Source organism: Streptomyces sp. NBC_01283 (assembly GCF_041435335.1).
Classification (GTDB): domain Bacteria; phylum Actinomycetota; class Actinomycetes; order Streptomycetales; family Streptomycetaceae; genus Streptomyces.
The window spans coordinates 3,241,023-3,255,561 of the sequence record NZ_CP108430.1 but is presented as its reverse complement, the minus strand read 5'-3'; the positions used below and the strand labels follow the sequence as shown (position 1 = coordinate 3,255,561).

Sequence of the window (14,539 nt, the reverse complement as noted above, 5' to 3'; positions counted from 1 at the left end):
CTGACGCAGAGGTTGCTGCACTCCGCCGCTGTGCTGCAACGGCTCCGTAGGCCCATCGGCGTAGCGGCGTCTATCGCTCGGAGCCGTCCCAGCGCACACTGTGTCGCCACCACCGCCACCACCAGCCGGGCCTTAGACCGTGCCAGGCCCGCCGGAGGACATTCATCTCGCAGAAGTCGTAGCGGCCATTGTGTGCCTCAACCTGCCTGAGGTACTCGAATTGGGGCTTCAACGGTATGTCGGGGTGGGAGGAGTCACGCACCTGCCACCACACGTCACGAACCGGCCATCTGGCGAGCTGGTGCCGCATGCCGAGGACCCACTTTTTCCAGGTTTGATCAGACACGCCGCTCCGTCTACGTAGTTCGCACTCGTCCTCACTCAGCCGCAGATACAGGGCGCACGCACGGTAGAGATCGACTTGATTAGAATCGTCTGGATCTACTGGAGGCTTTTCCTCGTTGGGTGTGTCAAGCAACGCGGCGGGAGGAAGGCTCTTGAGGACTTCCCAATAGTGCTGAAGGTAGAACTGCTCAGATTGGCGAACGGCCTCGCGGCGCCCCTCAACGCTACGGTGCAGTATCCCCCCGATAAAGACCACGAACGCGATAATCGCGCCGAGAAGGGTGTAGTCCATACGATCACCTCAGTAGGACCTTCTGAGATCAGTGTCCTTCTTCTCAGCTCGAATGCCCACTTGAGCCCGGTGGTCTCTAACGTCCCCCGGGAAACCTCCAGTCGACCACCCAACTCCTTGCCGCGCGGTCGGTGGAGCGGCTTTGGGCGGGAGCTGCCATGGGGCGAGTGATCATGGCCCCGTAAGCTCATGGCGAGTCGGGCAGTCTGTGGACCTGCCCGTTAAAGCACGACGTTGGGGCCATGATCTTCGAGGCTCGCCCCATGGTGGCTGCCTAAAGCCGTGGAGCCGACCGCCCCAGCCGCGGGGCAACGGCCCAGGTAGCGGGTTTGCCCGCCGGGTACCGCCGCCGCGATCCGGCCTTATCGGTAACACAAAGCTGTCCCTGGCCTGCTGTGCGGCAATCCCCTGTGCCCTGTGGCTCCGTGCTTGGTTTTGGCCGCTGCCGGGGCGACGGACGGACGGCGCGCGCAGCTGGTGGCGGAGACATGGAAGCGGCGGGCGGCGGCCGGCCGGCGCCCCCGCGCTGTGCGCGGCCCCTCGGTCCTTGGATCGATCCCGACTTCGTTGGGTGGCGCGTGCCTGGTGGTCTTGATGGGGGTGTTCTTCGGCGTGCGCTTCTCGGGCCTACGGATGCTGCTGGTTCTTTTCCCCTCCCTAGGTCGGATCGCGGCGGCGGTACCCGGCGGGCTTCTCCCGCGTCACCGGGGACGGAAGACCCAGGCCAGGGGTAGTTGAAGCTCGCGGCTGACTCTGGCGGCCGCGAGCGCAGCGAGCCTTGATTAAGTAGGGAAACTCTGTCCGCGACTGCTCGGCGCTCTTGCCGCGGGGGTGGTCCGCTGCTGCCATGTCGGTGGGGAAGCTACTGGCGTGGGGGCGGACATGAGTGATCTCAAGGTCGTTCACTGGAAGCGGCATGGACACGATCGGCTCTATGTGAATCTTCCGGACGGTACTGCCGTCGCTTGGGCTGATCGCCGCACGGGCAAGGTCACGATCCTGCTTGAGCTCCACCGCCGCGAGGCGCTGCAGATGTTGCGGCCTCGACTTGTGCGCGCGGAGGTACAGCCGACGGAAGTGCCAGCACCACCGCGCACACGGCCCAGGCAAGAAGAGGTAACAAGGCTGCCTGAGCTGACACCGGCAGATGACCTTGCGTTGAACCCTCCTGGTGCTGCGCTCAGGAAGCTGCTTGACGAGAGCGGCCAGACCCTCGGGCAGCGTGCCCTCGACTGGTTGTTGAGGCGTCAGTCTGAGTGGGATTCATGGCGCAAGGGACTCGCCGGTGAGCGGCGGGTTGGTGGCGAGTTACAGAGGCTCTCTCGAAGCGGCTGGCGTGTTCTGCACTCGGTGCCGTTACCCCGAGACGTGGACATTGACCATCTGTTGATCGGCCCCGGTGGTGTGTTCAGCATCAATACCAAGCACCACCACGGCAAGGCTGTGTGGATCGGCGACGAGATGGCGCGTGTGAACCATGGCAGCCCCCAGCCATACGCGCGTAAGAGCAAGGCGGAGGCTCATCGGGCACAGAAGGTGCTGGAGCGCTACGTCAGCTTTCCTCTTCGGGTCGAGCCCGTCATCGTGTTCGTTGGGGTGACAGATCTCGCCAAGGCAGCGACTCAGCTCACCGTGCGTGTGTACCGCGAACGGGAGGTGTCCGCGCTCGGACCGCTCAGCGGGGTACTAGATCCTGGGCAGGTCGAGATGGTGCATTCCGTCGCGCGGCATCGACTCGCTTGGCTGTCGGCATGAGGTGACCCCCGGTGCAGGATGGGCCGCGACCGTTGCCATCAGCCCTGTGCGCTGTCAGATCGGGCGGCTACGCTGGTGCTGGTTGGCAGTCGGACAGAGAATCTGAGGAGTTGCTGCTTGCATGGGGCCGAAGTCGGCGCGGGCCTACCGGACGATTCGCGAGTGGGTCGCGTCGGGGAAGTATGAGCCCGGTGCGAAGCTTCCCTCTGAACGCACTCTTGAGAAGGAACTGGAGATCGGTCGGACTCAGCTTCGCGTCGTACTCGCGAAGCTCGTCGCGGAAGGCGTGATCGAGTCGCACGTCCGAAGCTCCTACCGGGTTCCTGTCCACGCCGTGAGCGTCGAACGACCAGAAGACCTCGAACCCTGGCAGATCCATGGTGAGCGTCGGATCTACGACAACCGTTGGGTGAAGCTGGATCTCGTGGACGTCGAGCCGCCCGGCGTTGAGCGCTTCGAACATCACGTGGTCCGGCTGCACCACGTCGCAATCACTGCTGTGATCGATGATCAGGACCGTGTACTCATGCTCTGGCGTTATCGCTTCGTGCCGGGTAAGTGGGGATGGGAGCTACCCGGCGGCATCGTGGACGATGGCGAGGAACCGCAAGCGACCGCCCTGCGAGAGTTCGAGGAAGAGACGGGCTGGCGCCCGAAATCCTTGGAACACGTGGTCACCTATCAGCCCATGGTGGGCATGGTCGATTCCCCGCACGAGATCTACGTCGGACGGGGCGCCACGCACGTCGGTGACCCCACGGATATCGAGGAAGCGGGGCACGTCGCCTGGGTGCCCCTCTCGGACGTTCCCGCGCTGATGGCTCGGGATGAGCTGATGGGTTCGGGAACACTTGTCGCTCTACTGCACGTCCTGGCTTCGCGCGCCGGAGGGTCGTCTAGAGCTTCTGCGTGAGCTGCTCGATTCGCCGGCGGTGTCGGACTGACCCAGTGCGGTTAGCCAGCAAGCGGGCCTGTTGTAGATGCTCCTGTGCTTGGCTGAACTCGCCGCGGGCAAGGTGTGCTTGAGCGAGATCGCAACGCAGACCGGATGTCGCGCGGACGAATGTGGGATCGGTTGTCCGGAGCCCGGTGTAGAGGCTGTCAAGAGCGTTGGCGTCGCCGATCATGGCGAGTGCGTTGCCTCGCCAACGGGCAAGGTGGCTGCTGTTCAGGAAGATGCTAAGCATGTCCGGATCTCGGTCTTCGTCTCCAGGTGGAAGGGAGACGATGGCCTTGTCCAGAGCTCGGTTGCAGTCGTCCGGCATGTTGGCCTTGGCGCACAGCTCGGCTTCGGCAGCGAACAGCCATGCCCGGAGACGTGGTGAGGTCTGCTCCCCGCCTAGGCGCTGCGCTTCCCGTACCAGTTGGACCGCCATCTCAGGACGGCCGCCCTCATTCAGTACGTACGCTTGCTCCGCCGTGGCGTGGGCTAAATACATGGGTTCTTCAGCCTCTTGCGCTGCACGCTTCCCCAACTCGTAGTTTCGCCAAGCCCGCTCGACAGAGCCGGCGCTGAGAGCTTGCCAAGCTGCCAGGGTTGCGGCCCCGGCAAGCGCTCGTGCAACGGGGCGTCGAGCGTCAGGCAATACGGCGAAGGTCAGGGCCTCTTCGAGTGCCGTTAGGTGACCCGTCATCTGGTCAACGAGGCTTGCAGCGCCCATCTGACGATCAAGGGTGCGTAGGAGCTCGGTTTGATCCATGAACGTCTTCACCATGGCGGTACTGACACTTCGGGCCGAGTCGATCCGGCTCATCAACTCGGTGTATCCGCCGGGCTCGACAGCAGGAGCGTGCCCGTCGTTGCGGTCGAAGAGCTCCGCATCTGTGACCCCGAATAGCGGGCGCAGGATGTGTGCGTATCGCTCGCTGACCTGGCGCTTTCCATTCTCCCATTCGGAGACGTAGACGCGCAGGCTCGCCGTTGATGCCACATCGAGCATGTGCTGATGTGCGAATCGCTCGATCTCGCGGATTAGTCGATCTTGTGACCAGCCTCGTGCTTTTCGGATCTCGCGTAGCCGGTTGGACACCTGTACCGCCCTCAACTTGGCGTCGTCACCTGTTAACAGAAGCATGCCGCACATCGGTGCAGGTCGGCAGGGGTTAACAGAGACCCGGTTAACCCCTGTTGGCTACCGGCGAGTTGAGGTTGGCGGTTCTCTTTAGGTGTCGCCAGAAGGCGAGTTCAGAAGCCAGATAGCGAGAGTGGTTGACAACTGGTGCGCACCAGATGCAATCTACTGGTGCGCACCAGTTGGGAACACGAGAGCCCGGAGCTGTCGAAAGCTCCGCCACACCACGCAGGAGCGGCGCCCTACCGCCAAGCAGCCCGCCGCTCCTGCCCCTCAATCAAGGGAGTTCCATGATGCAGCAGATCCCCGTGGACACCGTCGGCGCGACTCTGATGGTGGCTCAGCCTCCGCAGCCGAAGTACGCGAACCAGAAGACGCAGGAGCGTGCGGCTGACCGGCAGACCGGCGAGTTCCTAATGACCCTGGACGTGCTGTTCGTGATGAACGGTAATGCAGAGGTCGTGAAGGTCACCGTCGGTGAGTCAGCTATCTCCGGTGAGCTGACGATGGGTACGCCGGTCGCACTCACCGGGCTGATCGCCCGACCGTGGGAGAACGAGTTCAACGGCCAGAAGCGGCACGGCATCAGCTTCCGTGCGGTCGCGGTCACCGCTCAGACGGTCGGGGCACCCAAGAGCGTGAAGGCGGCCTGATCATGGTGTGGTTAACGATCGCGCTCGTGGTCGTTGCCGGGCTGGCGCTGCTGCTTCGGTGGCGCCGCCCCGCCTGGTACTGGATGACCTTTGGCATCCTCTTCGCCGCGGTCAAGGTCCGCATTCGGTACGCGTCCGTGATGGACGCCTGCGACTTGACCGAGCCGGCTTCGCGGCTGCGGCTGGCGCTGGCCCGCATGTTCAACTGGCAGACGCCCCGCCAACGCGTCCCGCGCCTGCTGTGGATCAAGCCGACACGGACCGGGCTGCGGTTGCGGATTCGGATGCTTCCGGGGCAGGACGCCTTCGACTACTCGGCCGCGGTCGACCGCCTGCGGCACGCCTTCGGCGTCCATCAGGTCACCTCACGCGAGATCAAGCCCGGTGTCATGGAAGTCGCGACGACCGGCTATGACGTGCTCAGGCTGGTGCAGATGCCGGCCAAGACCAACCGAGCCGAGCTGCGGGTTCCGGTGGCGCTGTGTGAGAACGGCTCGGTGCACTACCGGGACTACAAACAGGTACCGCACTCGGTCACCCTGGGCGCGGTCGGCTCGGGCAAGTCCGTCACCCAACGCAAGGTCATCAAGGAACTCGCCCCGCAGCGCGTGGCGTTGGTCGGGATCGACTGCAAGCAAGGCGTCGAGATCGCTCCACTGGCGCGCCGGTTCACCGCGTTGGCGGACAACCCGGACGATGCGGCCGATCTCCTGGAAGCTCTCGTCTCCCGCATGGATGCGATCTACCAGGTGATCCGGCGTGAGCAGCGGGTCAGTGCGGATACCCCGGACGGTGAGATCACCGCCAACATTTGGGGCCTGCCCGAGAAGCTGCGCCCGGTGCCGGTGGTGGTCACGATCGATGAGATCGCCGAACTCGCCCTGTTCACCACGTCGGCGGAGAAGAAGCGCCGTGAGCGCATCATCGTCGCCCTGGTCCGCCTGGCCCAGCTCGGCCGCGCCGCCGGCATCTTCCTCGACATCTACGGCCAGCGCTTCGGCTCCGAACTCGGCGACGGCATCACCATGCTGCGCGCCCAGCTCACCGGTCGGATGGCCCACCGGGTCAACGACGAATCGTCGGCGAAGATGGCCTTCGGAGACGTCTCCCCACATGCGGTGTTCGCCGCCACACAGATCCGCAACGATCGCCCCGGCATGGCCGTGATCGGCCACTCCAACGGCGACTGGACACGCATCCGCACCCCGCACACCTCCATGCGCGAAGCCGTGAGCGCCTGCAACAAGCACGCCGCTCTCACCCCAGAGATCCCGGAACTCGCCCGCTTCCGCCCGGTCGTCGACCTCGACACCGTCAAGGCGCCCGCGACGCTCGAACCCGTCGCCGAAGCCGCCTGAACCTTCCCTCGCTCCACCGGTCGGCGCGACCGCATCGCGCCAGGTCCCTACCCCAGCCATGCCTAAAGGCAACTGAAAGGACTGGTGAGCGCGATGTGTGAGCGCTGCGACGACTTCAGCCGCACGGTGCTGCTCTTCGTGGATCTCCTCCGATACGCCAAGCGCCCCGGTGCTGACAAGAACTTTGCATCCGAGGTGAGCACCGCGCTCGCCGCCTCCCTCCCGGAGCCCTTCTCCTTCCCGCCCGGCTACGACCCCACCGCCGGACCTCAGCACCCCGGTGAGGAGCGGTGAGCGCGCGGCCCGAGAAGAAGTCGCCCCCCGCCCAGCCAGCCGCGAAGAAGTGCCAGACCTGCAAGGGCTCCGGGGAGGTCACCCGGCCCGTCCGAGTCGGCCGCAAGCGCCGTGTCGTCGGAGAGCAGAACGGCTTGTGCCTGGGCTGCCTGGGATCTGGCGAAGCCCCCACCAACTGATCACTACCGGGGCTGGGCGGCCGGACCTGATCCCCGCCCCGCCCCGGCCCAACTCCCCTTGAAGGAGGTGAAGCGACGTGAACACCCCAATCCGCCCGGATGCCGTGCTCGTACAGGCCGTGATCGCCGGAGCGCTGTCCTTCGCCCACCTGCACGACCTCGCTGCCGCTGCCGGACAAGACGGCTGGAAGGCCTGGGCCTACCCGATCTCCGTCGACCTGCTGCTCGTCGCCGCTTGGCGCCGGCTGCGCAGTGACGGACCCTCGCGGCTGGCCTGGTGCTGGTTTCTGATCGCCCTGGTGGCCTCGCTTGGCGCCAACGTCGCCACCGCCGGTTTCCTCGACCTGGCCCACCCTCCGGGCTGGCTGCGCTTCGGCGTGGCCGGCTGGCCCGCACTCGCCTTCCTCGGCGGCACCCTCCTCGCTCACAGCCCCACCCCGGCACCCGGCGACCGCACCCCCGAGCCAGAGCCGGTCACCGCGACTCGCGACCCCAAGCCCGCTCCGCAGCCGGAAGCGCTCCCCATCGCCGAACCTCCCGCCGCTCTGCCCGAAGTCCCTCCCGCACCCGCTGTGGAGGCACCGGCCGCATTGGTCGCGCACGCCCGCCAGCTCGCCGACGACCACCAGGCCCGCACCGGAACCCCGATCGACCTCGACACCCTGCGCGCCCGCCTTGGCGTCCCCGCCCCGATGGCGGACGCAATCGCTGCCCAACTCCGCTGACCAGAAGGGAAGACCACGTCATGCCGCACGGATTCCTGTTCCAGCGCCTCATGGCCTACGGCCCCGTAGAGATCGGCCGCGGCCTTGGCCGGGATGGCGACAAGGCGTACATCGCCTCCTGCACCGCCGACCGGTGCGGCTGGTCGGCCGACTTCGTCACCTACTCCGCGGTGTGCATGGCGGCCAAGGGCCACCGCTGCCGCATCAAGAACTGACCCGCCGCACAGACAAGGGAGACCCGATCATGTCCGTCCCGCTCTGGTTCGCCCTGGCGATCATCGGCTACCTCGGCATCAAGCTCGCCCGCCCGCCGCTCTGGCTCGTCATCGTCCTGCTGCTCGGCGGCTACCTCCTCGCCGACAGCCTGCTCGCCCCGGCCCTCGACACCGCCATCAAGTAGCCACTCGTGAAGGGAGTTCAGCCCATGCTCAAACCCCACGTGCCGGTAAACGAGACCCCGACCGGCGAAATCATCCCGGTCATCACCACCATCGCCGCCGCCTCTCCGCAGCACCACATCAGTGCCCCGTGCGCCTGCGCCCAGCATGCCCCCGCCCCGCAGGCGTCCGCCCGGCCGGCCGTGCAGCTCACCCCCGGCGCCCTGGTGACCGTGGTCGTCGGCGGCACCGCGGCCGTGCTCGTGGTCGGCGCCGTACTGGTCTCCATGCTCCTGGCGGTCGCCATCACCGCCGGCTCGCTCGCCATCGTGGCGCTTGTCATCCGCTCGCTGATGAACGGCGAGGCCAAGCGCAGCCGTTGACCGGCTCCGGAGCGGTCTCAACCGCCAAGTCCAGTCCGCTCCGGTGCCACCTCCCGTCCGAACCAACCGATCCGGAAGGAAGACACCATCATGACCCAGCCCCTCCCCGCCCCGGTCCGTATCTGCCGGGACTGTGACGGCTTCGCCTCCGCCAAGATCACCCTGGGCGGACGCGATCGGCACGGCCACCTGCGCACGATCACAACCCACTGCCGCACGTGCCAGGGCACCGGCACAATCGACCGCCCGGCCCGTGTGTGGGCGGTGGCCGCATGAGCACCCCGGCCAATCACGCCGCCGCTCTGGCCGACGTCAAGACAGAGATAGCCCGGACCGACAACAAAGCCTCCCTGCTCCTGGCATTCGTCGGTGCCGTGCTGGCCGGCGGCTGGAGCATCGCCAAGGACGCTCCCCTGAATGCTGCCGCCATCCTCGTCGGCGGAATCGGCGTGGGGCTGCTGATTACGGCGGCCGGCCTGCTACTGGGCTCGGTTCGACCGAACCTGGGCACCGGCCACCGTGTCGGCTTTCCACACTGGGCGACGCTGACAGCCGAAGAGATCAAGACCGAGCTGGCCGGCGACCGCAGCGCACAGCACATTGAGGCGCTGTCCCGCATCGCAGTCGCCAAGTTCACCAGGCTGAAGCGGGCCATCGACCTCGTCCGCATCGGCGGCGCACTCATCATCCTCGCAGCCCTGATCACCGTCGGGGGTGCGGCATGAGCGCCAAAACTGATCTGACTCCCACCCCGGAGAGCCCTGGCCTGCACGTCGTCAAGCCCCACCCGCGCATGCACGCCGTCGGCTCCTACATCTGCGGAAGCTGCAAGGACACTGCCTGCGCCCAGGGGGACGAACACGTCTGGGCCCTCATCCAGGACTTCACCTACTTCCACGGCCGCGCACACACCGAAGAAGGTTGGTGATGACGATGCCTCTGCGAGTTCTGGATCTGTTCTGCTGCCAGGGCGGCGCGGCCAAGGGATACGCCGACGCTGGATGCGAAGTGACCGGCGTCGACATCGCCCCCCAGCCCCGGTACCCGTACCCGTTCATCCAGGCCGATGCCGTCGCCTTCGTGCGCGAGCACGGTGACGAGTTCGACTTCATCCATGCTTCCCCGCCCTGCCAGTTCGACAGCGACTGCCAGCGCATCCAGGGCAACGTCCACCCCGATCTGATCGGCCCGACCCGTACCGCGCTCGAAGCCACCGGCCGCCCCTGGGTGATCGAGAACGTGCGGGGTGCCCTGCCTAAGCTCCGCACCCCGGTCCTGCTGTGCGGCCCGATGTTCGGCCTGGCCACCTACCGGCACCGCTACTTTGAAACCGGCGGCGGTTTTCACATCGTGCAGCCCCGCCACCCCCGGCACGCCGCTCCGCAGGCCAAGATGGGCCGCCCCGTCCCGCCCGGACACTTCGGCCAGTTCATCGGCAACTTCTCCGGCGTCCCTCTCGCGCGCACCGTGATGGGCGTGCAGTGGATGAACCGCGACGGCATCCGCGAATGCATCCCCCCGGCCTACACCCAGCACATCGCCACCGCATTCCTCGCCTCCCGCCTGGAGGTGGCTGCATGAGTGACACTGTCACCGTCGCGGGCCTGGATACGGCCACCCTCGGCGACATGCTGAAGGTGGCCGGCTCCGACCGCTTCGACCGCTGGCAAGACCAGATCCACCGCACAGGCGGCTGCGCCGACCCCATTCACCTCACCGGCTGGTCCATTACCCAGGACCGCGCTACCGGCAAGACGCTGCGGCAGTACTCGACTGACACCGAGCCCGGCGGGCGGCTCCGCATCGCGTGCGGCAACCGTCGTGCCTCGCGCTGCCCGGCCTGTGCCTGGACCTACGCCGGAGACACCTACCATCTCATCCGCGCCGGACTCGTCGGCGACACCCGGCACGAGATCCCCGCCACCATCCGCCACCGGCCCCGCGTCTTTGCCACCCTCACCGCCCCCTCGTTCGGAGCCGTCCACAATCAGCCGACTCACGGTGCCTGCCGCTGCGGTACGGCTCACCGTGACGACGACCCGACGCTCGGCACTCCACTCGACCCCTACGCGTACGACTACGCCGCTGCCGTGCTCTTCAACAACCACGCCGGCGACCTATGGCACCGCTTCATCAACCGGCTACGCCGCGAACTCGCCGCCCGAGTCGGCATCACCCAGAAGGCATTCAAGGAAACCGCCCGCCTCTCCTACGGCAAGGTCGCGGAGTTCCAGAAGCGCGGTGCAGTCCACTTCCACGCTGTGATCCGCATCGACGGACCCGACGGGCCCGACACCCCGCCGCCATCTTGGGCAAGCACTGAACTGCTCACCCACGCGATCCAGTCCGCTGCCGCACACCCGTACGTCACCGTGTCCGTCCCGCCCGCCCCGGACGCTGGATACCTCGACGGCTGGCAACTGCGCTGGGGCCGACAGCTCGACGTACGGCCGATCAAGGCATTCGGAGACGGCTCCGAGATCACCGAGCAGGCTGTGGCCTCCTACGTCGCCAAGTACGCCACCAAAGCAGCCGAAAACACCGGCACCGTCGACCGGCGCATCGGCAACCGCGAAGCTGCCACCTTCCTCGGCCTGCCCGAACATCCCCGCCGGCTCATCGAAGCCTGCTTCGACCTCGCCCCCATCTACCCCGAACGCCGCCTGATCGCCTGGGCGCACATGCTCGGCTTCCGCGGCCATTTCAGCTCAAAATCCCGCCGCTACTCCACCACCCTCGGCACCCTGCGACAGATCCGAGCCGACTACCGCGCAGCCCAAGAACGCGAAGCCCACGGCCTCGACGGACGCGAACCCGACACCGTGCTCGTCCTCGCCTCCTGGCAATACGCCGGCCACGGCCACACCCCCGGCGAATCCGCCCTCGCAGCCACCATCGCCCGCGATCTCCAGCTCAACCGCGAAACCGCACGCGAAGCCCTACAAGACCAACCTGTTCCGGAAGGAGTGCACCCGTGAAAGACGAACTGATGACGGTTCCCGAGATCCTGAGCGAGCTCCGGCATGGGGAGTGTCTGATTAACGGTGGATCGCCCATCTATGTCAGGTTGGCTTGATCGCTGGCCTGGAGAAGTGGAACCACCAAGTGACTGACGCAACAACAGAGGCCCCTGAGATGCCTGCGGTCGAGGCCGTGGACACGGTCGACGATCAGCTGATCGGGATGCTGGTGGACCGGGCCCGGTTCGAGGGTCTGCAGTTGACCGGCGAGGGCGGGCTGCTGCAGCAACTCACCAAGCGGGTGCTGGAGTCCGCCCTGGAGGGCGAGATCACCGGCCACCTCGGCTATGAGAAGCACGATCCGGCCGGCCGTGACAGCGGCAACTCCCGCAACGGAACTCGCTCCAAGACTGTGCTCACCGACGTCGGCCCGGTCGAGATATCCGTGCCGCGTGACGTCGAGGGCAGCTTCGAGCCGCAGATCGTCAAGAAGCGGCAGCGACGGCTCACCGGCGTCGACGAGATGGTCTTGTCGCTCTCCGCAAAAGGGCTGACGCACGGCGAGATTTCGGCTCACCTGGCCGAGGTGTACGGCGCGAATGTGTCGAAGCAGACCATCACCACCATCACCGACAAGGTGATGGACGGCATGGCCGAATGGCAGTCTCGTCCGCTCGACCCCGTCTATCCCGTGGTGTTCGTGGACGCTATCAACGTGAAAATCCGCGATGGCCATGTGGCCAACAGGCCCATTTATGTGGCCTTGGCGGTGACCGCCGAAGGGACCCGCGACATTCTCGGGATCTGGGCCGGCGACGGAGGAGAGGGTGCCAAGCACTGGCTTTCCGTCTTCACGGAACTCAAGAACCGCGGAGTGCAGGATGTGCTGATGCTCGTCTGCGACGGGCTCAAGGGCCTGCCGGACGCCGTCGAGACGGTCTGGCCCCGCACGGTAGTTCAGACCTGCATCGTTCACCTTTTGCGCAACAGTTTCCGATACGTGGCCAGGCAGGACTGGGACAAGGTCGCCAAGGCCCTCAAGCCCGTATATACGGCGCCGAACGAAGCCGCAGCCACCGAGAGGTTCCTCGAGTTCAGCGACGCCTGGGGCACCAAGTGCCCGGCAGTCGTGAAGCTGTGGTCCGACGCCTGGGCCGAGTTCGTTCCCTTCCTCTCCTTCGACGTCGAAATCAGGAAGGTGATCTGCAGCACGAATGCCATCGAGAGCGTGAACGCTCGGATCCGCAAGGCCGTTCGCGCCCGCGGGCACTTCCCGAACGAGTCCGCGGCCCTCAAGTGCGTTTACATGGCGTTGATGTCACTCGACCCGACCGGCAAGGGCCGCAAACGCTGGACCATGCGCTGGAAGGCACCCTTGAATGCCTTCCAGATCGCCTTCGAAGGCCGACTCACCCCGGCCGTGAAGTAACCATCCGAACGGGCAAGATCAACCGTTAAATTGACACACCCCCGGCATGTCTCCCGACGAACCTTCTACCGGTGGCGGGAACTTGGGCAGGCGCCGAACGCATTCAAGCTGCCGAACGGCGAACTCCGGATATGGCGGAGCGACTACAACGCGTGGCTGCGTGAGCTGGAAGAGGCGGCGTGAAATCCCTCGACGTGAAGATCTGGGGTGTCCGTAAGCGACCCTCGAAGCGGCCCTCCTACGACGTCCGTTGGTCTGTCGCCGGCAATGTTTTCTCGGAATCGTTCCGCACAAAGGCGTTGGCTGACCACTATCGAGCCAAGCTCCTGCGTGCTGCACGAGAGGGCGAAGAGTTCGACGGGGAGACCGGTCTTCCTGCGTCGATGGCTGCGAAGCGGGCCGTCGTGACCTGGTACGCCTTCGGTTTGAGGTATCTGGCGATGAAATGGCCGCATGCTGCCCCCAACACGCGCGATGGGATGAATGAGGCTCTGACGTCCGTGACCTTGGCAATGCTGGATGACCGACCGGGGCGCCCAGCCGATGACGTGCTGAGAAGGGCTCTACGCAACTGGGCATTCGTCCTGCCCGGCCCTCAAGATCGGGAAGTGCCTGTTGATGTCGCCAATGCACTGCACTGGGTCGCCAAAGCCTCCCGCCCCCTGGACTGCCTCGCCGATCCGGTGACCGCCCGTGAGGTTCTTGATTCGTTCAAGATTCGCCTTGATGGCAAAACCGCTGCCGCGGAGACGGTGCGTCGGAAAAGGCGCACGTTCGTCAATTCCTTGCACTACGCCGTTGACTTGGGCGAGTTCCGGGAAAACCCCTTGGCCGCGGTGCGCTGGCAGAAGCCCAAGGTGTCCAGTGAGGTAGATCCTCGCGTGGTGGCCAATCCGCAACAAGCGCGCGCTTTGCTCCACGCTGTGTCCTACGTCGGCGGCTTTCGTCGTGCGCGCGGGCGGCGCCTGGTCGGACTCTTTGCCTGCATGTACTTCGCCGGCCTCCGCCCCGCGGAAGCTGTCGGCCTCGCGGAGCCTGATCTTGTTCTGCCTGGGCGGGGCTGGGGCTCTGCTCTCCTGCATCGCACACGCCCGAGCGTCGGCCGACAGTGGACCGATTCCGGCGAGACCCACGATGACCGCGGGCTCAAGAACCGTGCCGCTGAGGACGTCCGTCGCGTGCCGATCCCGCCGCAGCTCGTGGTGGTGCTTCGCGAACACCTCGACACCTTCGGTACTGCCGAGGACGGACGCCTGTTTTACAGCGAGCGTGGGGGAGTGGTGGCCTCCTCGACCTATTGGCGGGCATGGCAGGAAGCCCGGCTGCTCGCCCTCCCGCCGGCAGTGGCCGCCTCGCCGCTGGCTCGACGTCCATACGACCTGCGGCACTCCGCACTGTCGACGTGGCTCAACGCTGGCGTCGATCCGACTGAGGTGGCCGAGCGCGCGGGCAACAGTGTTGAGGTCCTGCTCGGTCGCTACGCGAAGTGCCTCGATGGTCGTCAGGAGGTGGCCAACCGCCGTATCGAGGATCTGTTGCGCGAGTACGACTGACTGATCGACCGCGCGCGTCGCTACGCTGGGCCCCCGGACCTGTCCGGGGGTCTTCGTCGTTTTGTGGGGACTGATCTGGGGAAACGCTCCAAGATCATGTCCACGAATAGTCCACAGACTCTGACATAGGGCCGCTCAGGGCGGCATACGGCTGCATACGCCTG

At 66.0% G+C, this 14,539-nt stretch carries 20 protein-coding genes; 18 read left to right on the top strand and 2 right to left on the bottom strand.

Annotated features, from left to right (window positions below; translation table 11 throughout):
* Positions 1-70: 70 nt before the first annotated feature.
* Positions 71-637 carry a hypothetical protein gene (locus OG302_RS14635; protein ID WP_371527200.1) on the bottom strand — a complete coding sequence of 189 codons (567 nt, stop codon included), beginning with the start codon at positions 635-637 and terminating at the stop codon, positions 71-73.
* Between the two features lie 882 nt (positions 638-1,519).
* On the opposite strand from OG302_RS14635, the gene OG302_RS14630 reads away from it, so the two are divergent.
* Positions 1,520-2,392 carry a nuclease-related domain-containing protein gene (locus tag OG302_RS14630; protein ID WP_371527199.1) on the top strand — a complete coding sequence of 291 codons (873 nt, stop codon included), beginning with the start codon at positions 1,520-1,522 and terminating at the stop codon, positions 2,390-2,392.
* Between the two features lie 121 nt (positions 2,393-2,513).
* Positions 2,514-3,305: an NUDIX domain-containing protein gene (locus OG302_RS14625; protein ID WP_371527198.1), complete on the top strand. Its 792-nt coding sequence runs from the start codon at positions 2,514-2,516 to the stop codon at positions 3,303-3,305.
* Here the strand turns inward: OG302_RS14625 and OG302_RS14620 are convergent.
* Positions 3,289-4,332, bottom strand: a complete 1,044-nt coding sequence (locus OG302_RS14620; RefSeq protein WP_371527197.1) for an XRE family transcriptional regulator — start codon at positions 4,330-4,332, stop codon at positions 3,289-3,291. The two genes, OG302_RS14625 and OG302_RS14620, sit on opposite strands and share 17 nt — an antisense overlap.
* A gap of 425 nt (positions 4,333-4,757) precedes the next feature.
* Between OG302_RS14620 and OG302_RS14615 the strand changes: the two genes are divergently transcribed.
* The 16 genes from OG302_RS14615 to OG302_RS14540 all read left to right on the top strand — a co-directional run bounded on the left by OG302_RS14615 (position 4,758) and on the right by OG302_RS14540 (position 14,375).
* Positions 4,758-5,117: a hypothetical protein gene (locus OG302_RS14615; protein WP_367049111.1), complete on the top strand. Its 360-nt coding sequence runs from the start codon at positions 4,758-4,760 to the stop codon at positions 5,115-5,117.
* A 2-nt stretch (positions 5,118-5,119) separates the two neighbouring features.
* A complete protein-coding gene (locus tag OG302_RS14610) occupies positions 5,120-6,475 on the top strand; it encodes an FtsK/SpoIIIE domain-containing protein (RefSeq protein WP_371527196.1) in 1,356 nt (451 codons plus the stop codon).
* A 93-nt stretch (positions 6,476-6,568) separates the two neighbouring features.
* Complete coding sequence (locus OG302_RS14605; RefSeq protein WP_371750122.1) at positions 6,569-6,769, top strand: hypothetical protein; 201 nt, start codon at positions 6,569-6,571, stop codon at positions 6,767-6,769.
* Positions 6,766-6,948, top strand: coding sequence for a hypothetical protein (locus tag OG302_RS14600; protein WP_371527195.1), 183 nt, complete (start codon positions 6,766-6,768; stop codon positions 6,946-6,948). The genes OG302_RS14605 and OG302_RS14600 overlap by 4 nt, the downstream gene beginning before the upstream one ends.
* Positions 6,949-7,025: 77 nt before the next feature.
* Positions 7,026-7,673 (top strand): DUF2637 domain-containing protein, encoded by a 648-nt coding sequence (locus tag OG302_RS14595; protein WP_371527194.1) that lies wholly within the window; start codon positions 7,026-7,028, stop codon positions 7,671-7,673.
* Between the two features lie 20 nt (positions 7,674-7,693).
* Complete coding sequence (locus tag OG302_RS14590; RefSeq protein ID WP_371527193.1) at positions 7,694-7,888, top strand: mobile element transfer protein; 195 nt, start codon at positions 7,694-7,696, stop codon at positions 7,886-7,888.
* Between the two features lie 29 nt (positions 7,889-7,917).
* Complete coding sequence (locus tag OG302_RS14585) at positions 7,918-8,073, top strand: hypothetical protein (protein ID WP_371527192.1); 156 nt, start codon at positions 7,918-7,920, stop codon at positions 8,071-8,073.
* Between the two features lie 24 nt (positions 8,074-8,097).
* Positions 8,098-8,433 carry a SpdD-like protein gene (locus OG302_RS14580; protein WP_371527191.1) on the top strand — a complete coding sequence of 112 codons (336 nt, stop codon included), beginning with the start codon at positions 8,098-8,100 and terminating at the stop codon, positions 8,431-8,433.
* A 90-nt stretch (positions 8,434-8,523) separates the two neighbouring features.
* Positions 8,524-8,709, top strand: a complete 186-nt coding sequence (locus OG302_RS14575) for a hypothetical protein (protein WP_371527190.1) — start codon at positions 8,524-8,526, stop codon at positions 8,707-8,709.
* Entirely contained in the window at positions 8,706-9,158 is a 453-nt protein-coding gene (locus OG302_RS14570) for a Pycsar system effector family protein (protein ID WP_371527189.1), read from the top strand. The genes OG302_RS14575 and OG302_RS14570 overlap by 4 nt, the downstream gene beginning before the upstream one ends.
* Positions 9,155-9,361, top strand: coding sequence for a hypothetical protein (locus OG302_RS14565; protein ID WP_371527188.1), 207 nt, complete (start codon positions 9,155-9,157; stop codon positions 9,359-9,361). The genes OG302_RS14570 and OG302_RS14565 overlap by 4 nt, the downstream gene beginning before the upstream one ends.
* Positions 9,361-10,014, top strand: coding sequence for an SAM-dependent methyltransferase (locus OG302_RS14560; protein ID WP_371527187.1), 654 nt, complete (start codon positions 9,361-9,363; stop codon positions 10,012-10,014). The genes OG302_RS14565 and OG302_RS14560 overlap by 1 nt, the downstream gene beginning before the upstream one ends.
* Complete coding sequence (repSA, locus tag OG302_RS14555) at positions 10,011-11,411, top strand: replication initiator protein RepSA (RefSeq protein ID WP_371527186.1); 1,401 nt, start codon at positions 10,011-10,013, stop codon at positions 11,409-11,411. Before OG302_RS14560 ends, repSA begins: the two co-directional genes overlap by 4 nt.
* A 157-nt stretch (positions 11,412-11,568) precedes the next feature.
* A complete protein-coding gene (locus OG302_RS14550; RefSeq protein ID WP_371524805.1) occupies positions 11,569-12,822 on the top strand; it encodes an IS256 family transposase in 1,254 nt (417 codons plus the stop codon).
* A gap of 30 nt (positions 12,823-12,852) precedes the next feature.
* Complete coding sequence (locus OG302_RS14545; RefSeq protein ID WP_371527185.1) at positions 12,853-13,005, top strand: helix-turn-helix transcriptional regulator; 153 nt, start codon at positions 12,853-12,855, stop codon at positions 13,003-13,005.
* On the top strand, positions 13,002-14,375 hold the full coding sequence (locus OG302_RS14540; protein ID WP_371527184.1) for a tyrosine-type recombinase/integrase: 1,374 nt from the start codon (positions 13,002-13,004) through the stop codon (positions 14,373-14,375). Before OG302_RS14545 ends, OG302_RS14540 begins: the two co-directional genes overlap by 4 nt.
* The last annotated feature ends 164 nt before the right edge of the window (positions 14,376-14,539 follow it).